Source organism: Amycolatopsis sp. NPDC051373, assembly GCF_040689465.1.
In the GTDB taxonomy this organism is placed as follows: domain Bacteria; phylum Actinomycetota; class Actinomycetes; order Mycobacteriales; family Pseudonocardiaceae; genus Amycolatopsis.
On sequence record NZ_JBFBAE010000010.1, the window covers coordinates 15,713 to 33,761 of the forward strand.

The 18,049-nt window shown below is 70.0% G+C and carries 21 protein-coding genes and 1 pseudogene; 19 read left to right on the top strand and 3 right to left on the bottom strand.

What is annotated here, in order from left to right; genetic code table 11:
* The first annotated feature begins 7 nt into the window (after nucleotides 1–7).
* A complete protein-coding gene (locus AB0383_RS19500) occupies nucleotides 8–4,486 on the top strand; it encodes a hypothetical protein (protein WP_366188087.1) in 4,479 nt (1,492 codons plus the stop codon).
* Nucleotides 4,487–4,524: 38 nt separating this feature from the next.
* Nucleotides 4,525–5,334: a TIGR03620 family F420-dependent LLM class oxidoreductase gene (locus tag AB0383_RS19505; RefSeq protein ID WP_366188088.1), complete on the top strand. Its 810-nt coding sequence runs from the start codon at nucleotides 4,525–4,527 to the stop codon at nucleotides 5,332–5,334.
* Between the two features lie 215 nt (nucleotides 5,335–5,549).
* Here AB0383_RS19505 and AB0383_RS19510 read toward each other — a convergent pair.
* A pseudogene (locus tag AB0383_RS19510) lies at nucleotides 5,550–6,080 on the bottom strand (LysE family translocator); the annotation flags it as partial.
* A 33-nt stretch (nucleotides 6,081–6,113) separates the two neighbouring features.
* Here AB0383_RS19510 and AB0383_RS19515 point away from each other — a divergent pair.
* The gene (locus AB0383_RS19515) at nucleotides 6,114–7,682 is read left to right on the top strand and encodes a recombinase family protein (RefSeq protein ID WP_366188089.1); all 1,569 of its coding nucleotides are present in this window, start codon (nucleotides 6,114–6,116) and stop codon (nucleotides 7,680–7,682) included.
* Here AB0383_RS19515 and AB0383_RS19520 read toward each other — a convergent pair.
* Nucleotides 7,662–8,399 carry a helix-turn-helix transcriptional regulator gene (locus AB0383_RS19520; RefSeq protein ID WP_366188090.1) on the bottom strand — a complete coding sequence of 246 codons (738 nt, stop codon included), beginning with the start codon at nucleotides 8,397–8,399 and terminating at the stop codon, nucleotides 7,662–7,664. The two genes, AB0383_RS19515 and AB0383_RS19520, sit on opposite strands and share 21 nt — an antisense overlap.
* 386 nt (nucleotides 8,400–8,785) lie before the next feature.
* Between AB0383_RS19520 and AB0383_RS19525 the strand changes: the two genes are divergently transcribed.
* The 13 genes from AB0383_RS19525 to AB0383_RS19585 all read left to right on the top strand — a co-directional run bounded on the left by AB0383_RS19525 (nucleotide 8,786) and on the right by AB0383_RS19585 (nucleotide 15,824).
* Nucleotides 8,786–8,998: a helix-turn-helix domain-containing protein gene (locus tag AB0383_RS19525; RefSeq protein ID WP_366188091.1), complete on the top strand. Its 213-nt coding sequence runs from the start codon at nucleotides 8,786–8,788 to the stop codon at nucleotides 8,996–8,998.
* Between the two features lie 361 nt (nucleotides 8,999–9,359).
* On the top strand, nucleotides 9,360–9,749 hold the full coding sequence (locus AB0383_RS19530) for a hypothetical protein (protein WP_366188092.1): 390 nt from the start codon (nucleotides 9,360–9,362) through the stop codon (nucleotides 9,747–9,749).
* Nucleotides 9,746–9,994: a hypothetical protein gene (locus AB0383_RS19535; protein ID WP_366188093.1), complete on the top strand. Its 249-nt coding sequence runs from the start codon at nucleotides 9,746–9,748 to the stop codon at nucleotides 9,992–9,994. Before AB0383_RS19530 ends, AB0383_RS19535 begins: the two co-directional genes overlap by 4 nt.
* Entirely contained in the window at nucleotides 9,987–10,490 is a 504-nt protein-coding gene (locus AB0383_RS19540) for a hypothetical protein (protein ID WP_366188094.1), read from the top strand. Before AB0383_RS19535 ends, AB0383_RS19540 begins: the two co-directional genes overlap by 8 nt.
* Nucleotides 10,487–10,666, top strand: a complete 180-nt coding sequence (locus tag AB0383_RS19545) for a hypothetical protein (RefSeq protein ID WP_366188095.1) — start codon at nucleotides 10,487–10,489, stop codon at nucleotides 10,664–10,666. Before AB0383_RS19540 ends, AB0383_RS19545 begins: the two co-directional genes overlap by 4 nt.
* Nucleotides 10,663–11,469: a hypothetical protein gene (locus tag AB0383_RS19550; protein WP_366188096.1), complete on the top strand. Its 807-nt coding sequence runs from the start codon at nucleotides 10,663–10,665 to the stop codon at nucleotides 11,467–11,469. The genes AB0383_RS19545 and AB0383_RS19550 overlap by 4 nt, the downstream gene beginning before the upstream one ends.
* Entirely contained in the window at nucleotides 11,466–11,669 is a 204-nt protein-coding gene (locus AB0383_RS19555) for a hypothetical protein (protein WP_366188097.1), read from the top strand. The genes AB0383_RS19550 and AB0383_RS19555 overlap by 4 nt, the downstream gene beginning before the upstream one ends.
* Nucleotides 11,662–12,009 (top strand): hypothetical protein, encoded by a 348-nt coding sequence (locus tag AB0383_RS19560; protein WP_366188098.1) that lies wholly within the window; start codon nucleotides 11,662–11,664, stop codon nucleotides 12,007–12,009. The genes AB0383_RS19555 and AB0383_RS19560 overlap by 8 nt, the downstream gene beginning before the upstream one ends.
* Nucleotides 12,006–12,971, top strand: coding sequence for a hypothetical protein (locus tag AB0383_RS19565; RefSeq protein ID WP_366188099.1), 966 nt, complete (start codon nucleotides 12,006–12,008; stop codon nucleotides 12,969–12,971). Before AB0383_RS19560 ends, AB0383_RS19565 begins: the two co-directional genes overlap by 4 nt.
* On the top strand, nucleotides 12,968–14,287 hold the full coding sequence (locus tag AB0383_RS19570) for a DnaB-like helicase C-terminal domain-containing protein (protein ID WP_366188100.1): 1,320 nt from the start codon (nucleotides 12,968–12,970) through the stop codon (nucleotides 14,285–14,287). Before AB0383_RS19565 ends, AB0383_RS19570 begins: the two co-directional genes overlap by 4 nt.
* A 12-nt stretch (nucleotides 14,288–14,299) precedes the next feature.
* Complete coding sequence (locus AB0383_RS19575) at nucleotides 14,300–14,476, top strand: hypothetical protein (protein WP_366188101.1); 177 nt, start codon at nucleotides 14,300–14,302, stop codon at nucleotides 14,474–14,476.
* Between the two features lie 77 nt (nucleotides 14,477–14,553).
* Complete coding sequence (locus AB0383_RS19580) at nucleotides 14,554–15,114, top strand: hypothetical protein (RefSeq protein WP_366188102.1); 561 nt, start codon at nucleotides 14,554–14,556, stop codon at nucleotides 15,112–15,114.
* 191 nt (nucleotides 15,115–15,305) lie between these two features.
* On the top strand, nucleotides 15,306–15,824 hold the full coding sequence (locus AB0383_RS19585; protein WP_366188103.1) for a helix-turn-helix domain-containing protein: 519 nt from the start codon (nucleotides 15,306–15,308) through the stop codon (nucleotides 15,822–15,824).
* Nucleotides 15,825–15,851: 27 nt separating this feature from the next.
* Here the strand turns inward: AB0383_RS19585 and AB0383_RS19590 are convergent, their stop codons facing one another.
* Nucleotides 15,852–16,052 carry a hypothetical protein gene (locus tag AB0383_RS19590; RefSeq protein WP_366188104.1) on the bottom strand — a complete coding sequence of 67 codons (201 nt, stop codon included), beginning with the start codon at nucleotides 16,050–16,052 and terminating at the stop codon, nucleotides 15,852–15,854.
* A 66-nt stretch (nucleotides 16,053–16,118) separates the two neighbouring features.
* Here AB0383_RS19590 and AB0383_RS19595 point away from each other — a divergent pair, with 66 nt between their 5' ends.
* Genes AB0383_RS19595 through AB0383_RS19605 form a run of 3 tightly spaced genes read left to right on the top strand, consistent with a single transcriptional unit; the run spans nucleotide 16,119 to nucleotide 18,048 of the window.
* The gene (locus tag AB0383_RS19595) at nucleotides 16,119–16,370 is read left to right on the top strand and encodes a hypothetical protein (protein ID WP_366188105.1); all 252 of its coding nucleotides are present in this window, start codon (nucleotides 16,119–16,121) and stop codon (nucleotides 16,368–16,370) included.
* Complete coding sequence (locus AB0383_RS19600) at nucleotides 16,367–17,371, top strand: hypothetical protein (RefSeq protein ID WP_366188106.1); 1,005 nt, start codon at nucleotides 16,367–16,369, stop codon at nucleotides 17,369–17,371. The genes AB0383_RS19595 and AB0383_RS19600 overlap by 4 nt, the downstream gene beginning before the upstream one ends.
* A complete protein-coding gene (locus AB0383_RS19605; RefSeq protein WP_366188107.1) occupies nucleotides 17,368–18,048 on the top strand; it encodes a galactosyltransferase-related protein in 681 nt (226 codons plus the stop codon). Before AB0383_RS19600 ends, AB0383_RS19605 begins: the two co-directional genes overlap by 4 nt.
* Nucleotide 18,049: the final 1 nt, after the last annotated feature.

The following is an 18,049-nucleotide window of genomic DNA, read 5'->3' on the forward strand; positions in this document are numbered from 1 at the left end:
GGATTCGATGTACGAGCTTTCGCGGGTCCGCCTGCACTCGGTGGGCCCCGCGGGCGCCCGCTACCAGGACGTGGTGCTGGACTTCAGCGGCGTCGGCGCAACCATCACCGCGCCGAAGCAGGACGCGCTGTTCAGCGCCGGCATCCACGCCGGGGGACCGGTGCGCCGGCCCTCGCCCGCGAGCGTGCTGTTCCTGGAGAACGGCGGCGGCAAGTCGGTGCTGATCAAGCTGATCTTCTCCGTGATGCTGCCCGGCCGCCGCCAGGTGGTCGGGACCACGAGCACGAAGGTGCTGGAGAAGTTCGTGGCGGCCAAGGACGTCTCGCACGTGGCGCTGGAGTGGCTGCACGTGGAGACCGGGCACCGCGTGATCACCGGCAAGGTCTCGGAGTGGCGCGGGCACGTGACGTCGGCGGACTCGGAGAACCTCGTGGACTCCTGGTACGCCTTCCGCCCGACGCAGGAGCTGGGTCTCGACTCGCTGCCGCTGACCGAGGACGGCCGGCTGCTCACCATGTCGGGCTTCCACGACCGGATCGCCGCGGCCGCCATGGCCGAGCCGGAGCTGGAGCTGTCGTGGACGCGGCGTCACCACAAGTGGACCGGCCGGCTCGACTCGCTCGGCCTCGACACGGAGCTGTTCCGCTACCAGCGCGCGATGAACGCAGGCGAGGGTGAGGCGGCCGACGCGTTCCAGTTCTCCACCGACGAGGCGTTCGTGGAGTTCCTGCTGCGTGCCGTGCTGTCGGAGGACGAGCCGAAGGACCTCGCCGAGGTCGTGTCGACGTATGCGCACAACCTTGCGCAGCGTGGCGATCTGCTGGCGGAGAAGGACTTCGTGGAGGGCGCGCTCGAACTGCTCGGCCCGCTCGCCGAGGAGGAGGGCGTGGCGGCCGCGTCGCGCCGGATCGCCGAGTCGGCGCGCGCCGACCTGCGCGAGCTCGCCGGCCGGATCCACGCGCGCAACGAGCTGGAGAACGCGCGGCTGTCCGGGCTCGAAGAACACGTCGACGAGGTGAAGTCGGCGGAGAAGCTGGCCGAGGGCGACCACCGCCGGCTGGCCGCGGGTGTCACCGAGCTGCGGCGGCTCGTCGCCGTGCTGCGGCTGGAGGAGGCGCAGGAAGCCCGCCGGCGCGTGGACGCGGAGCTCGCCGACGCGAAGACGGCGGTCGAGGCGTGGCGCGAGACCGCGACCGTGCTGAACCAGCTGAACGCCTCCCGCAAGGCGAAGGACCTGCGCGAGCTCGTCGGCAACCGCGAGGAGAAGGCGAAGCCCGCGCTGGCGGCGCGCAACTCCGCGGCGTCGGCGCTGGCGCGTGGCCTCACGGCGCTGGCCCGCGACGCGCAGCGCCAGGCGGACAAGGCCGAGGCCCACGCCGGCGCTTTGCGTGCGGAGGCGGAGAAGGCGCAGACCGATCGGGACGAGGCCGCGAACCTGGCGGCGTCTCGGCGAGCTGAGGCGCGTGGGCTGTCTTCGCGGATCGCCGAGCTGCGCGAGGAAATCTCGACGTCGGTCCGAAGTGGACTGTTGACGGCCGGCACGGACGTCGCGGAAGCCTCGCGCGCGGCCCGTGTCCAAGCCGACGAGTCGGCGGCCGAGCTGGGCCGGCGTGAACAGGAGCTCGACCGCGCGGCGGAGGATCTGCAGGCGGCGCAGCGGGCCGTGAACGAGGCCAATCAGCTCGCCGGGTCCACTCAGGACCGTCTGGTGCGCGCGGCGGAAGACCTCGACCGAGCGCACCGGCGGACGGACGCGCTCGCCGTCGAACCCCGGCTCGTCGAGCTGCTCGGCGCCGACGACGTGCGCCTCGAAAGTGACCTTCCCGTTCTGCTGCAACGGCTTCGGGAAGCGAGCGCGGCCGTCGAGAAGGAGCAGACGGCGCTGCGAATGGAGGAGTCGGCCGACGAGCGTGCGCTGGCCGCGCTCGGCTCCGGCGGGCTGCTCCCGCCGCCGCACGACGTGCAGGCCGCGCTGGACGCCCTGGAAGAAGCCGGGATCACGGCGTGGTCCGGCTGGCGCTATCTGTCCAAACTGGACGCCGGCCGCCGCGCCGACGTGCTGGAGCGCCTGCCGCAGCTCGTCGCGGGCGTGCTGCTGAACGACGCCGCGCAGGTGCCGCGGGCGCGTGAGGTGCTGGCCGCCGGGCGGCTGCTGCCCAGCGCGGTGATCGCGGTCGGCACCACGGAGGCGTTCCAGAGCGACGACGGCGAGGCCGCGGCCGGTGTGGAGTTCCTCGTGCCGCCGAATCCGGCGATGTACGACGAGGAAGCGGCCGACACCGAACGCGAGGCCGTGGCGCTGCGGAACGCCGAACGCCAGCGGCGGCTGGAGCAGCTCGCCGGCGCGCTCGCCACCGACGGCGCGCTCACGTGGAAGCTCACGACCTGGCGCGAGGACTACCCGGCCGGGGCGATCGCCACGCTCGCGGAGCAGGTCGAAAGTGCCCGCGTGGCACGGGAAACCGCGCAGATCGCGCTCGGCCAGGCGGAGGCGGAGTTCGCGCGGCTGAGTGAAAAGGCGGCGGCGCTGCGCGAACGCGTGCCGGCGTTGCGGCTGGCTGTGGCCGACGGCGAGGAGAAGGCGCGCCGGCTGGGTGAGCTCACGACCCGGGCCACGCGCGTTGCCGAGTGGACCGAGGAAGTCGAGCGGGCCACGGAGATCGCGGAGCGCGCCGAGGCCACGGCGGCCGACGCGGCGGCTCGCGCGGCGCGGCTGCGCGAGCAGGCGGGGGAGGAGCAGCGGACCGCGGACGGGCACCGCCGCACGGCGACCACCGCGCGGTCGGAGCTGGCCGAGGTCCCGGGGGCGGCCGAGGTGACCGAGGACGCCGAGGCGCCGGTCGAGCCCGTGGACGCGCTGCGGCGAACGTTCGCGTCGGCCTCGGAGGCCTACGCGAAGGTGGAGGTCGGGAGCGACCTGCGCGCGGAACTGGAGCAGGCCGAGTCCACGGAAGCCGCGGCGGGCTCGGCGCTCGAAGCGCTGGATGAAGCCGTGCGCACACGGGCGGCGGAGCTGCTGGAGACACCGGACGGCTCGGACGCTTCGGCTCGCGCTGCCGCGTTGGCCCGCGCGCGCCGCGTCGTCGACTCCGTCGAGGAGGACCGCACCGAGGCGATCGGGCAGGTGTCCACGCGGCGGGCGGAGCTGGACGTGCTGCCGCTGCAGACGGGCGCGGCCTCACCCGCCGAGCGGCCCCGCGACATCGAGCACGGCCTGGAGCTGATCGACGCCGCTTCGCTGGAGGTTTCGACGGCGGCGCGCACGTGGGAAGAGCTGCAGGAGCGGCGCGCGGCGGCGGAGGCGACGCTGGACGCGGCGAAGGCGTCGGCGTCCGGCTTCGGGCTGCTCGGCGAATCGCTCGCGCACCTGCTGCCGGAGGACCCGGCCGAGGCGTACGACGGTGACGTCGAATCGGCCCGCACCAAGCATTCTCAGCTGAACACGGTGCTGACGACAGCGCAGGAAGCCGCCGACGCGGGCGACCGCCGGGTGCGCGCGGCCGCGGACCAGCTGGCGCAGTACGCCACGGAGAAGCGCTTCGAGAAGCTCAGCACGCCCGTGCGCCAGCAGGTGATCGCGGTGAAGCGCGACCAGTTGCCCGGCCACGCGGCCGAGTGGGCCGAGGCGCTGCGGCCGCGGCTGCGCACGCTCACCGACGACCTCGCCCAGATCGATCGGCACCGCGGCGGCATCATCACCCGCCTGCAGGGCATGGTCGACGGCGCGCTGCGCACCCTGCGCTCGGCCCAGCGCGTGTCGCGGCTGCCCGACGGCCTCGGCGACTGGTCGGGCCAGGAGTTCCTGCGCATCCGCTTCACGGAGCTCGAGGACAACGTGCTGGCCGAGAAGCTCGGCGAGGTCGTGGACGAAGCCGCGGTGGGCAAGACGGCCGACGGCCGCGACGTGAAGCGCGACGGCCTTTCGCTCGTGCTGCGCGGCGTGCAGGTGGCCGCGCCCAAGGGGTTCCGCGTCGACATGCTCAAGCCGGACTCCGTGCTGCGCACCGAACGCCAGCGCGTGTCGGAGATCCGCGACGTGTTCTCCGGCGGCCAGCAGCTCACCGCGGCGATCATCCTGTACTGCACGCTCGCGTCGCTGCGCGCCAACAACCGCGGCAAGGCCCGCAACCGCCACTCCGGCGTGCTGTTCCTGGACAACCCGATCGGCCGCGCGTCGGCGGGCTACCTGCTGGAGCTGCAGCGTGCCGTCGCGGAGGCGCTGGGCGTGCAGCTGATCTACACGACGGGTCTGTTCGACGCCGGCGCGCTCGCGGAGTTCCCGCTGATCGTCCGCCTGCGCAACGACGCCGACCTGCGCGCCGGGCGCAAGTACCTGTCGGTGGACTCGACCGTCCGCAACTCCCTGGAGGACCTGGGCGAGCCGGACGGGGTGGCCCGGCTCTCGGCGACGCGGATGTTCGCGAAGGTGAGTGAGCCGGTCCCCGAGCCGGCCGAGGATTCCGCTGTGGACGAACAACCCGCGTGACGCGGAACAGCGCCGAGGCCGGGGGAGTTGCCCCCGGCATGAGCGAACTAGGCCCACTGGGCGCGGCGACACCCGCGTTCGACACCACGGACTCGGCAGCCGCGGTCGCCGCGGCCGTGCGGCTGGAGGAACTCGGCTACGCCACCTTGTGGATGCCGGGCGGCCAAGGTGACAACCTGGCGCTCGTCCCGGACCTCGTCCGCGCGACGCGGCGGATCACCGTGGCCAACGGGATTCTCTCCGTGGACCGGGCCCCGGCCGCCGAGGTGGCGACGGTGTACCGGGCGCTGGCGGCCACGCACCCCGGCCGCTGGCTGCCCGGCCTCGGCGACGCCCACGGCCCCCGTCCCCTCGCGACGCTCACGGCGTACCTCGACGAGCTGGACACCGCGGTCCCCGCTTCAGCGCGCGTGCTGTCCGCTCTGGGCCCCCGCATGCTCGAACTGGCCCGCGACCGCGCTTCGGCCGCGTACCCGTTCCTCGTGACGCCCGACTACGTCGCCTCCGCGCGCGAGCTGCTCGGCGCCGGCACGCGCCTGGCGGTGCTGGTCACCGTCGTCGCGGAGCCCGACCCGGCCCGCGCCCGCGACCTCGTGCGCGGCGGCTCGCTGCGTTTCCTCGCCGGCGTCCCGGGTTACGCCGCCAACTTCCGCCGCATGGGCTTCACTCCCGCCGACCTCGCCGACCTGTCCGACCGCCTCGTCGACGGGGTCACCGTCCACGGCTCGTTCGACACGGTGGTGACCCGGCTGCGCGAGTATCGGGCCGCGGGTGCCGACCAGGTGGTGGTGTCGCTGAACGGCCTGCCCGAATCGTGGCACGGCGACCTGGTGGCCGCGCTCGGTTAGTCCTTGCGGCCGGTGGACGCACAGTCTCCGGACATCGTCGCGTTCGTCAGTGTCCTTGCCCGGCTCCGTCGCGCCGCACGATCTCGGCCGGTGGCTCCTGCGCCGCGGCGACTCTCCTTGTCCGATGCGGCAGGTGCGACTTTGCGTTTCCCGGGCCATCAGGCGAACCTCGAAACGGCCGACCGGATCGTCGTCAGTTCCGCGCCGAAGCGGAATCAGTCCTTGCGGCCGGTGAACGCGAGCGTCGCGCCGAGGCCGATCATCACCAGGCCGCCGGTGCCGCCGACGAGTTCGAGGCGGCGGGGCGAGCGGGCGAACCACGTGCGGGCCGTGCCGGCGACCAGGGCCCACGCGGTGTCCGACGCGAGCGCGATCACCGGGAGGCAGAGGCCGAGCAGCAGCATCTGCGCGGGCACCGAGCCGGCGGCCGGGTCGACGAACTGGGGCAGCAGCGCGGCCAGGAAGACGATGGACTTGGGGTTCGCGAAGCCGACGATGAAGCCGTCGCGCAGCACGGTCAGCGTGCGGCCCGGGGTGGTGCGCACGGCCGCGGCCATGGCGTCGGCGAGTTTGCGGCGCTTGCGGATCGCCTGCACGCCCAGGTAGACGAGGTAGAGCGCGCCCGCGAGCTTGATCGCGGTGAAGACGGTGGCGGACGTCGCGACGACCGCGCCCAGCCCGAACGCGATGGCCACCACCTGCGTGTAGACGCCGGTGGCGTTGCCCAGCACGGTGAGCAGCGCGTCGCAGGTACTTCGCTAGTTGGTACTGTAGCAGGCATGGTCTCGACCTCGTCCAACTCGGCGTTGTCCATGCGGCTCTACCTGCGGGTGAGCTTCGACCGTTCCGGGCGGCAGCGCAGCCCCGGCGAGCAGTGCGACGACTTGAAGGGCGACTGCGAGCGCGAGTCGTTCCGCTACTACGGCGAGGACTACACCGACCTGGTCTCGGCCAGCCGGTACGCCGCGAAGGCGCGCGACGACTTCCCGTTGATGCTCGCCGATCTTGAAGCGGGGACGTTCGGCGCCGACATCCTCGGGCTGTGGGAGACCTCGCGCGGCACCCGCAAAGCGGGGGAGATGGCGCACCTGCTCGACCTGCTCGCCGCACAACGCAAGCTGGTGTGGGTCCACACCCACCACCGCCTCTACGACCCGCGGATCGCGCGCGACTGGCGCGCCTTGATGGAAGACTCGGTGCACGACGAGTACTCGTCTCGCGAGACCTCGGACCGTGTCCTCCGCACCGTCGAGGCAGGGGCGTTACGCGGCGACGCGTTCGCGCAGGCGCCGTTCGGCTACAAGCACACGTTCGACGCGAGGACCGGCAAGTTCGAAGCGCGCGTGATCGACGAGCCTGCCGCCGAGATCGTGCGTGAGGTCTTCAAGCGGTGGCTGGCCGGTGAGGACATGGCGGCGATCGCCCGGGACCTCGACAAGCGCGGGGTGGAGAAGCCGTCAGGGGGCGCCTTCTCTCCGTCACACCTGCGCTGCTGGTTGCTCACGCCCGCCTACACCGGACTCCGCGTGCACCGGCCAGGGCGAGGGAAGGGTGGCCGGCGGTCTGTCACGCCAGACCTCTACGAAGCGTCATGGCCAGCGATCATCGACCGTGAGGAATGGCACCGGGTGCAGGCGCGGCGAGCCGATCCGAGCCGAGCTCGGTTCCGGCCGGGACGTGCGCGGCACCTACTCGGCGGCATCGCCCGCTGCGGCGTGTGCGGCGGACCGATGCATCGTACGAAGCCGGTTCCGCCGAAGAGCGACCCCAAGCGGGTCAAGAACATGGCCGAGCGGTACCGGTGCCAGCAAGGCGGCCACGCGTCGGTGATCAAAGGTCAGTTGGACGCCCTTGTGCGGCGTGTGCTGCTCGCGTACCTGTCCGGCGACGCGTACGCCGAGCTGGTGCAGTCAGGCACCGACCGGTCCGTCGAACTGGATGCGGCCGAGCTGGCGTGGGCCAAGGCGAAGGCCGACCTCGCCGACCTGAAGGCCAAGGTGCGCGCCGGCACGCTGACGCTCGACTTCGCGGCCGATGTTGAACCGGGCATTCGCGAGCGAGAGAGCAGTGCGTCGGCAGCCGTCGAGCGGCTGAAGCGGCCGCCTGCGCTGGCCGGCTTACTGGAGCCGGGGGAGGACATCGTGAAGCGCTGGCGTGTCATGGCGCCGTCAGCGAAGCGGGAGCTCGTTCAAACGCTGCTCGTGCCCGAGCTGCTTGGCGAACTGCGCGTACTCCGCAACCCCGTGAAGGGAGTCGCGGCGCCCCTGCGCGACCGCGTCCACTTCCACCGTGGTGACGAGTGTCGGACGGGACCGTGTGGGGATGTCTCAACCAGGGTCCTGCCCTAGCTGTTTCTCCAATTTATCCTGTTGACTTTGCCGATTAAATTGAATCAGGAATCCCCTTTTTAAGAATTCCATCGTTGCGACCACCTCGGATATATCCGTCCGCTGTTCCCAAAGGCTGCTCCGAAGTTCCGTCAGAAGTGGTTCGAGGGTTTCATGTGCCGGCGAATTCGATATTGCGCTCGCCAACGCTGCCTCTGCGGCGAATACCCGGTCTGTCGCAGCTTCCAGTGCGGCCCGATACTTGGCGCTCTCGCGCGACGCCACCAGGGCCACAGTCATCTCCGCGGTGAAGCTAACTTCCTCGCTGGGGAAAGAGCGTTTTATTGTAGCTATATTGTCGGCGAAATTTTCGGCAACGTTTGTGGTGTCGATACGTTCAAATAGTTTCTCCATCAGTGCGATTCCGTCAGGCACAGCGTCTTCCGTCGCGGAATTCTGCTCGGCCATCCGTTCTGCAGCCGACTGGAGTCTGCGCTCGAATTCCTGCATGGCGGGTTCGCTTGTCAGCGCCTGCTTGATGGAGCCCTCGGGTAAGCCGAAGTACTGCTCGAGGGCCGTGTGTGTCGGCCGGTAGGTCCCGTGCCCGCGTTCAACTCGGCGCCATGTGACGTGCGACACGCCAGCGCCCTCGGCTGCCGCTTCGAGCGAGAGGCCGAGGGTTCCCCGCGCGTCGCGGACGGCGTCGCCGAGCCGCAACAGGTAATCCACGTTGTCCACAGCGCGATTGTGTCAGCACCTACAGATCTGAACAACCATGACAGGACGCAATGGACACTAACGGGCTCTGACCTGCACTAACGGACTAAACTGTAGCAATATTGAGCCGACAGGTTTGTCACGTCTCCCCGTTGCCTGTCCCCAGGTTGTCCACAGGATGTCCACACCATGGTCGGGTGTTCATGTGTTCGAAGGGGAGGCTTACCCCCTGGTAGAAGAGCCATCACCCGCTGGGGTGACTGCTCTATCCGGCGACGCGCCGAAGGCATGCGGTGCGGGCGCGACGTGTCTCGGTGAGCTAGTCTCGTGCCCTGACCGGATCCGACAGGATCGAAGAGGTGTGGTTACGATTCAGTAACGCACCAGCTGCCCTAAGGGGGCCTCTTATGCCCGACACCGTGAGACGGGCTCACCGCGTGGACGCCGTAGCTCAGATGCTGGGGATCGGAAAGCGGAACGTCCGAGGCTTGATCAGCCGGGGCCAACTGCGCGCCGTACGCGCCGGGCGGTACCTGCTGGTTTCTGAAGAGGAGATCTCCCGCTTCCTCCAGGAAGGGCCGGCGGGCGCCGCCGCCGCGGCGATCCCGGAGGCGTCGTGAAAACGATCGACCTCTTCATCGCTGAGGTCGTGGCCGCCGCCGGGCCGCTGATGGGGGAGGCGCGCACGCTCGTGCGGCAGCTGCTCCCACCGGCACCGGCAGGTGGCCGTGCCAGCACTCACCCGTCGGGGTCCGCTGGAACGCGACCACGTGGGAGGCGTCCGTGAGAGGCCCTGACTTGATCAACGAAATGACGCCGCCCGGCGGCCACCGGACGGCGTCAGCGAACACGAAAACCCTGCAAGGAGTATCTGTGTCCAATCCGAAGTGTGTCACACCAGCGCAACCTGTGCCCTCCATCACTGCTCGGCGCTCGGCCGCGTCAGAGAGGGCAAGCCTGTTCGGCGCTGCATGGCGCGCCATGCAGGCCGCGCCCGAGTCGGCGCACGTCACGGGCCAGCACCTCGCGGCCATCTGCCGCGAGTACGAGGTGGCAAGCGCCGCCTTCGACGAGCTGTTCAGCCACGCGCCGTTCTGCGCCGACCCCGACACCGACGGCTCCCACAACTGTGTGGGCGGCGACGAGTCGTATATCGACGGCGTCCCGCGCACCGACGGCGACCCCGTGCCGCGGATCTCGGCGGTCGCTTGGTCGAACGAGGAAAACGGCGGCTTGTCGATCTGCCTGCACCTGGTGCCGGACGAAGACACGGACGACGGGTCCGAGGGCTGGTTCTCGGCGGCTGGCGCACGCCAGCTGGCGGCGAACCTCATCGAGGCGGCCGAGCTGGTCGAGGGGGCGGCCCGATGAGCGCGCCGACGATGAGCGTCTCCGCTGACCCGCTGGTCCGCGAGATCGAGGCCCTCGCCTACGCGGGCGAGTGGGCGGCCGCCGCCGAGCTCGCCGATCAGTCGTACCGCGTGACGCTGCAGGCCGAGGCGGAGCGGGCCGGGCGGACGCCCGAAGACCTGCACCGCGAGGCCTGCGAGCAGTTGCGAGCGTTCCTCAACGAGCAGCACGCCGCCGAGGCTGCCCTGGCGGTGTCTCATGACTGAGCCCGCGATGCACCCGGCCGAGCTGCACAATCGGGTCGTGCACTTCGCCGAGGCCGCGCGCCTCGGCCGGCTGGCCGCCCTCGACGCCCTGCAGCAGGTGGAGTCCGAGGTCATCGAGTACGTCCGCTTCGCCGGCCGGATGGCCGCGGCACGGGACGCGCAGGTGACCGCGAACGCCGAGGGCAAGGTGATGGCCGACCCGGCGATCACCTCGGCTCGCGCAGCCCGACTGGTCGAGCCGCGCACCGGCACCCAACGCGCTCGGCTGCTCGACTACATCGTGACCGCGCCCGCCGGCGTCACCGACTTCGAGGCCGAGCGTGATCTCAGGATGTTGCCGAGCAGTCTCCGTCCACGAAGGACAGAGCTTCAGGCTGGCGGCTACGTCGTCGACTCCGGTCGGACCCGGCAGCACAGGGGCTCGCAGTGGTCGATCTGGCTTCCGACCGCCGAGGCGAACGCCTGGTACACGCGCCGGATGGGCGGTGCCGCATGACCGAGTCCGTGGCCGTGGCCGACGTGATGCCGATCAGCGTGCCATCCCGCGCGGAGCTGTGGCGCCGCACCCAGCTGGCTAAGAGTCTGTTGGGTCACCGCACGCCGACTCCCGAACTCGCTCGCCTGTTGCTCGCCGTCCTTAATGGCGATGCCCCGGAAGGACCACGCCCGTGAGCAAGCTGTTTACCCGAGACGAACTCGTCCGCTCCATCGAATCGTTCGCCGAGCGGGAGGCTCAGCGCCAGACGGCCTTGTGGTCGCCGCGCGGGATCTGCGACGACACCGATGAGGAGTTCACCGCCAAGCTGACCGCGCGAATCATCAAGGTCGCGACGCGGACCCTGAGCGTTCCCCTGCCGCCCGAAGTGGCCCCGCGTCAGCACGTGTTCGGCTTCGGAGAGGAGATCCCGCTCGCGTTGACCAAGTGGGATCTCGACCAGCAGGAGTTCAGGCGCTCAGGCTGGTTCTGGGCGCACGACTTCGCTCGGTCGGTCGGGTGGGATCCGCGAAACCTGTCCGAGCACCTGGCGAAGATGCGCGGCTTCGACCTGTCGCAGCAGCGTGACGCCGACGAAGAGGCCGGCGTCATCGGCTGGGACTACCTGTCGCACCTGCCGATGGAGGTGCAGGCGTGGCACGGCGAACACGACTGCCCCAGCTCGGGCCGCGGCGAGGAGATGCGGTGGTGGGGCGACCTGTGGCTCATCGACACCGGCCGGATCATGGCACTGATGTCGTCCTCGCCGGAGTGGGGGCGCGAGTTCATGGACAACGCGATTCCGTTGATGGCGCGGGCGATGCTCGAAACCAACAGTGACGGCGCCGAAGCGGTTCCCGCCTACACCGGCGACGGCCAGACCGCCGGGACCCTCGCCGACATGTTCGAGCGCGACACGCTCGGGCTGACCCCCGAAGAGCTTGGCCGTCGCGCGATGCGTGGACCCGCGCTCGACAACATCGAGGAGGACCAGGCATGAACAGCGTGAACTGGATGATCCTGGTCGTCGTCACCGCGGCCAATTGGGGCGTCGGCGGCTACGCGGTCGGCCGGATGGTCGCCGAGCGCCGTTTCCGGGTGGCTGTCACGGCCCTCGTGCGCCGAGCTCGTGCCGAGGGCGCCGCTCGTCGCAAGGCGCGTGCCGCCGACGGCAGTGCCGACGGCGGTGCCGGTGCCTGACCTGTCCACTCAGGACACGGTGACCGCGCTGGCGACTTCGGTCGCCGGCGCGGTCACCGAGGCCCAGCGTGAGAGCGAGCGCTGGAGCGAGTCCGATCCGGTGTATGGCGAGTTGATGGCGACCTACGTCGAGCTCGGCGAGGTCCTGGATGCCGGCCGCCACATCACCTCGGCCACGGTGGCGTCTCTGCCGCCTGGCGTGGTGCAGCAGTACGAAAGCGAGTGCCGTGCCCTGGTCGACCGGCTGGCCGAGCTGGAGAAGCTGATGGAGCTCAGCCAGCAGCAGCGGTGGGCGCACTGGTGCGCGACGAACATGACGATGGAGGGGCTGGGGCGGTGAGCTGGTTCAAGGTCGACGACAACTTGCACAGCCACGTCAAGGCGATGCGTGCCGGTGTCGAGGCGATGGGATTGTGGGTGCTCGCTGGCTCGTGGGCGGCAGACCAACTGACCGATGGGTGGGTGCCGACGTACGCAGCCCAACGGCTCGCAGCAAATGCTGAAGCACTTGCTTCGCGTTTGGTTGACGCTGGCTTGTGGCATGTCGGAAGCAACAACGGTGAAGACGGCTGGTGGTTCCACGAATGGTGCGACCGGCAGCCGACGCGTGACGAGGTCCTGGATCGCCGTCAGAAGCGCGCCGAGGCGGGCCGGAAGGGCGGCCAACGCTCTGGCCAGGCACGACGCGGGGCGGTCGAAGCAACCGTTCAAGCAACTGGCGAAGCAAATGCTTCAGCAAGTGCTCAAGCAGAAACGAAGCAAAATCGAACCCCGTCCCGTCCCGTCCCTTCTTTAAAAGACTTGTCCAACCAGGGGTCGGACAAGGCAGCTTTGGACGCCGAATTCGATGCCTTTTGGGCCGTCTACCCACGCCGTGAGGCGAAGAAAGGTTCTCGGGCCAAGTTCTCCCGCGCCGTCAAGGACGGCACCTCCGCCGAGATCATCGTCGCCGCGGCGAAGCGCTACGCGGCCTACGTCGCCGCAGTCGGTCGCGAACGCGAGAAGATCAAGATTCCGACCACGTGGCTCAACCAGGGCTGCTGGGACGACGAACTCGACGACGCCGGCGTGACCGGCCCGCCGACCGGTGATCCCGCCGAGTGGCTGCGGCGCCTCTGGCACGACGCCGACGTGGAGCCGATCGAGAAGGCCACCCGGATCCGCTACCAGCGGCCCAACTTGCCCGACGACATCAGCGACCGTGACGCCGTCGCCCAGTTCTTCCGTGACCACAAACGCGAGTGGATCACTGCCCATCGCGAGGAGATCCTCGCGCGAATCGCCACCAAGGACGCCGCATGACCGACCCCGACGACCGCCAGCACCGACCCGCTAACCTCGCGGCCGAGGCGCTCCGCAAGCTCGAGCCGATCGCCGAAGAGCACTACCTGGTGTCGCTGCTGCTCACCCTGACCGCCCGCCAGTTGCGGGACGAGGCACTGGCCCAGATCGCGCCGGACGACTTCTCCAGCGCTGAGCTCGGCGGCCTGTGGGAGACCGCTCGGCGACTGCACGCCGCGGGCAAAGCCATCAACGCCCGCTCGCTGGCCGCCAACGCGGAAACCCACGGCGAGAACGCCGAGCGGGTCCTGGCCGGCTTCACCGGCGTGGTTCCCGACCCGGTGGACTTCCCGCACTCGCTCGCCGAGGTCCGCCGCTGCGGCAAGCTCCGCCGGATCGTGCTCGCCACCGTCACCATGCAGCAGCGCATCATGGCCGCTGGCGACGAGGCCGACGCGCTCGCCGCAGCCCACGACGAGCTCGCCAAGCTCGACACAGACACCGGCCAGCAGGACCGCTACAGCCACCGCTTCCGCGACCTGCTGACCACCTTGGACGGTCAACTGCGCAACCCGGAGACGTTCCGTGTCTTCGAGTCCCCGTGGCCCGAGATCAACGAGCGGATCGCCGGCGGCCTGCAACCTGGCCGCATGACCGTCATCGGTGCCCGCCCTGGTGAAGGCAAGTCCATCGCCGGGCACCAGATCGCTGAACACGCCGCCGAGCTCGGCCACCCCGCGATCGTGTTCTCCGTCGAGATGGGCGGCGTCGAGGTCGCCGGCCGCGTCGTCGCCAACGGCGCCACCATCGAAATGGGCGAGATCTCCCGCCGGCGCCTGTCCGACGACGGGTGGGCGAAGTTCAACGAGTACCGGGCCCGCGCACAGGACTATCCGCTGACCATCAACGACAAGCCCGACTTGACGATCGGCTACATCACCGCCACCTGCCGCGCCGTCAAACGCCAGACTGGGCTCGACGTGGCCGTGATCGACTACTTGCAGTTGCTGAAGTCCGAACGCAACGTGCCCCGTGAACAGCAGGTTGCGCACATCAGCCGCTCCCTCAAGCAGCTTTCCCGCGAGCTGGACATCGCCGTCGTCGTGCCCGCCCAGCTCAACCGCCAATCCGTGTCGCGCGGCAAGGCGCTGCTGTCCGACCTGCGCGAGTCCGGCGGCATCGAACAAGACGCCGACCTCGTGGTGCTGCTGGCCCGCGAGCTCAGCGACAAGGGCGAACCCACCGGCTACATCAACATCAACATCGCGAAGAACCGCTTTGGGCCACTCCACGAGCTCGACTTGCAGTGGCGGCCCCACTACAGCCGGATCGGCTGAACGGAGAAGACCATGCCCAGACTCACCCGCAACCAGGTCGAAGCCGCCACCGTGCCGTGCACCTCGCTCGACCGCAACGGCCAGCCCTGCGGCAAACCGGGACAGCTCGGCCTACCCGCCGGCATCTGTCCCGAGCACGCCGTCGCCGTCTACCGGGCTGTCGTCAAGCTGATGGACAAGGCCGCCTGATCGCTTGCCGCTGCCTCCTTGCCAACTCCTTACACTGTAAAGTGATCGACGTAGGGTTGTTTCGGTAGGGAGGCAGCGTGCACACGTCCGAGGTTGTTGACCTGCTCGGCCACGTCGTCCGGCGCGAGGCCGTGACGCGCAAGCCGGGCGCGATCGGCACCAAATCAGGGTTCGGCTCGCGTCCGCCGATCGACCTCAACGCGTTCGAGGCCCAGGAGCGGCTCGTCGCAGCGATGACTTGGCGGCGGAGCGACCTCGCCGACGCCCGGGAGACTGCGCTGACGCACTTCGTCGAGCGGTTCCCACGTGTGCCTCTCGGGGAGTGCCCCACGTGCTCGACGCCGGTGTCGGCCGAGTTCGATCAGGTGGCTGTCGAGTGCGGGGAGTGCGGCGACCGGGTGTACGTCGCGGACGCTGTGGCAGCGGCCCGGGGCTACGTGACCGAGACGTGGCTGACGGCTGCCGAGGTCGAGCGGGAAACCGCGACGTGGGGCGCGCCGGTCACCGCGGGCCGGGTGCGGGTGTGGCGCCACCGTGGGCTGATCGCCGCCGACGAGCACGGGCGGTACCTACTGGCCGACGTGCTGGCCGTCCTCGACCGCGTGTCGGGTTTTGACAGGCACCTGTCGGCTGCGTAAAGTTCACGGCTGAAGCGTCATCCAGAAGTTCGGGCGTTTCACTTTGAGGGCGGAGCTATCTCCGCAGAACCCCACCAGACCACTGAGGTCGGTGGGGTTCTCTCGTTCTCCGGTTGAGTGCGGCGCCGCGTGCCCCTACCTCGCGCAGGTGCCGCGCTCCCGGGCCCTCGCGCGGAAGGCGGTGATCAGTCGTGTCCGACGCCGGCCAGAACCACGGCAACCGCGCCCAGCAGGCCGAGCGCCGCGCCGAGGCGTACCGGCTCAAGCTCCGCGGCCTCTCCGACCGTGCCGTGGCCGCCCAGCTCGGCGTGAGCCACACGACCGTGCAGAACTGGACCAAGCAGGAAGCCGACGAGCTGGTGCTGCCGCTGGCCGCGGAGTACCGGAATGTCCAGCTCGAACGGCTCGGCGAAATGCGGCAGTCCGCTCTGCTGGTGCTGGAACGCTTCCACTACACCGTGTCGCAAGGTCGAGTCATCAAGGACTTCGACGGGCAGCCGATCGAGGACGACGCGCCGCAGCTGGCCGCTATCGACCGTCTACTGAGGATCGAAGAGCGCATCGCCAAGCTGCTCGGCCTCGACGCCCCGACCCGCGCCGAGGTCGAGGCCCGCGTGGAGCCGAAACCGGCCGAGCTGCTGGACCTCATCACCCGCGCGAAGCAGCAGCAGGAGGAAGACGAGGCCCGGCTGACCGAAGGGCCAGCGTGATGACCGGGTGCGACACAGGGCGAGTGATCAGAACAGCTTGACCACCAGCGGCACGCCCGGTGAGACCAGAAGTTCTACCTCGTTCCGGCCGTTCGGCTCACCGACGATCTCCGCCGACAGCCAGAACGGCCCCTTGCTCAGCTGCTCTTTGATGTGGCTCAAGGCGTGCGACGGGTTGATCGCGTCGTGCAGGCGGTACTCGACGCCGGCGTAAGTGATGTTGACCATGCCTCGTAATCGTGCGCGCGCGCTTCGCCGTTTCAGACTCGCTGATCACGATCGGGGGTAGCTCCCATGGCCGGTGCGATGCCCGCCCACCTACAGGCGTACTGGCTCGGCAAAGGGCTGGCCCGGTGGGCGACGACACCCACGCCGTACCGCTCGCTCGTCGCCGCGCTGCTCGACGAGGGCGTGCCCGCGAACCAGGTACACGGGGCCGCCGCGCGGCTCTACCACAAACACTTCGGCCGCTGGCCAGGCAAGCACGACGGCGCGCCGAGCGCCGGCGAGCAGATCGCCGCAAGGCACGGGAAGGGACGCGCGTGAAGGTCTTCTACTGGGTCGCCGACTACTCCGGCTGCGGCTATTACCGCTGCTTGCTGCCCGGCTCCGAGCTCGCCAAGCGGGGACACGACGTGATGGCCGACGGCCGCGTGGTGCCCGACGAGGCGAAGAACGGCGAGTGCGACGTGATCGTGGGCCAGCGGGTGTGCACCGAAGGCGCCTCGCACACGTGGCAGAAGCTGGCGCGCACCGCCCGTGGCACGAAGCTCGTGTTCGAGACCGACGACGATCTGCTGAGCGTGGACCCCAGCAACAAGGCCGCGCACCGCTTCTACGACGAGGACATGCGCCGCCGGTACGTCGCGAACATGGCGGTAGCCGACCTGGTCACCACGACCACAGAGGCGCTCGCCGAACGGTGCGCCGAGATCAACCCGAACGTGGTTGTGCTGCCGAACCAGGTGCCGGCGTGGCTGCTCGAGCACGAGCGGCCGGTGGCGAACGACCTGGTGACGATCGGCTGGCGCGGGGGAGCGAGCCACGCGCGCGACTTCGGCGAGCTGGCGCGGCCGCTGCGGCAGTTCCTGCAGCACCCCGACTTCCGCGACCGCGCCGAGCTGCACTGCATGGGTGCCGACTACACGCCACGCGTCGCCAGCAACCACGGCCGCACCCGCTGGACCGGCTGGCACGAGGCCGTCGGCGACTTCCTGCGCGCCGTCGACTTCGACCTGGCGGTGATCCCGCTGCGGCCGTCGCCGTTCAACGACTGCAAGTCGGACCTGGCGCTGCTGGAGATGTCCGCGCTCGGAATCCCGGCCGTCGTGTCCGGCTACCACGGCTCGCCGTACCGCGTGCTCAAGGGCTACGCGGACCCGGTGGCGCACCTGGCCTCGCGGGCCAGCGACTGGACAGACCACCTGCGCTACCTCGTGGACAACGACGAGGCACGCGAGCAGCTCGGCAAGCAGGCGCGCGAGTGGGCGGCCGGCCGAACCATCGAGGGCAACGCGTGGCGTTGGGAGGAGGCGTACAGATCATGACCGAGTGGAAGGCGGCGTGCCCGCAACCGCACCGCTGTGCGTGTCGCTCCAAGGTGGCCGTCATTGTGCCGTGGGGCACCGACAACGGGCCGCGCGAACGCGTGTGGGCCCGTGTGCGGCAGATGTGGGAGCAGACCGGCTGCGACCTGATCGTGGCTGCGGATCCGCTGTTCGCCGAGCGCGGACGGTTCGCCGTGGGCCGCGCGATCAACCGCGCCGTGCGCCTGGCGCCGGCCGAGTACGACCGGTTCGTGTGCTTCGGCGCGGACATGCTGCCCTGCCCGGCCACCGTGCAGTGGGCGGCCGAGCAGCTCGACGAGCAGCCCTGGACGCTGCTGTTCGACCGCGGGCGCGGCCTGTCCGAACAGGACACCGAACACTGGCTGCAGGGCGGGCAGGTCGAGCTGTACGGCGCCGAGCTGTTCGGTTCGCCGTGCGTCGGCCCGATCGCTTTCACCCGCGCCACCTTCGAGCGCGTCGACGGGTTCGACGAACGCTACGAGGGCTGGGGCTACGAGGACGTGGACCTCTGGTACCGGCTGCAGCGCGACGCGCCACGCACCGCGCCGCAGGCCTACCCGGGCACGGCGCTCGTGCAGCTGTGGCACCCGACCGAGCATCACGACTTGTCAGGGGAGAACCCCAACGTCCGGCTGTTCGCCGAGATGTGGGGTTGAT

Coding starts and splice junctions, on each gene's coding strand:
- AB0383_RS19500 (WP_366188087.1), top strand. CDS start 8: ATGTACGAGCTTTCGCGGGTCCGCCTGCACTCGGTGGGCCCCGCGGGC.
- AB0383_RS19505 (WP_366188088.1), top strand. CDS start 4,525: ATGAGCGAACTAGGCCCACTGGGCGCGGCGACACCCGCGTTCGACACC.
- AB0383_RS19515 (WP_366188089.1), top strand. CDS start 6,114: ATGGTCTCGACCTCGTCCAACTCGGCGTTGTCCATGCGGCTCTACCTG.
- AB0383_RS19525 (WP_366188091.1), top strand. CDS start 8,786: ATGCCCGACACCGTGAGACGGGCTCACCGCGTGGACGCCGTAGCTCAG.
- AB0383_RS19530 (WP_366188092.1), top strand. CDS start 9,360: ATGCAGGCCGCGCCCGAGTCGGCGCACGTCACGGGCCAGCACCTCGCG.
- AB0383_RS19535 (WP_366188093.1), top strand. CDS start 9,746: ATGAGCGCGCCGACGATGAGCGTCTCCGCTGACCCGCTGGTCCGCGAG.
- AB0383_RS19540 (WP_366188094.1), top strand. CDS start 9,987: ATGACTGAGCCCGCGATGCACCCGGCCGAGCTGCACAATCGGGTCGTG.
- AB0383_RS19545 (WP_366188095.1), top strand. CDS start 10,487: ATGACCGAGTCCGTGGCCGTGGCCGACGTGATGCCGATCAGCGTGCCA.
- AB0383_RS19555 (WP_366188097.1), top strand. CDS start 11,466: ATGAACAGCGTGAACTGGATGATCCTGGTCGTCGTCACCGCGGCCAAT.
- AB0383_RS19570 (WP_366188100.1), top strand. CDS start 12,968: ATGACCGACCCCGACGACCGCCAGCACCGACCCGCTAACCTCGCGGCC.
- AB0383_RS19575 (WP_366188101.1), top strand. CDS start 14,300: ATGCCCAGACTCACCCGCAACCAGGTCGAAGCCGCCACCGTGCCGTGC.
- AB0383_RS19590 (WP_366188104.1), bottom strand. CDS start 16,052: ATGGTCAACATCACTTACGCCGGCGTCGAGTACCGCCTGCACGACGCG.
- AB0383_RS19595 (WP_366188105.1), top strand. CDS start 16,119: ATGGCCGGTGCGATGCCCGCCCACCTACAGGCGTACTGGCTCGGCAAA.
- AB0383_RS19605 (WP_366188107.1), top strand. CDS start 17,368: ATGACCGAGTGGAAGGCGGCGTGCCCGCAACCGCACCGCTGTGCGTGT.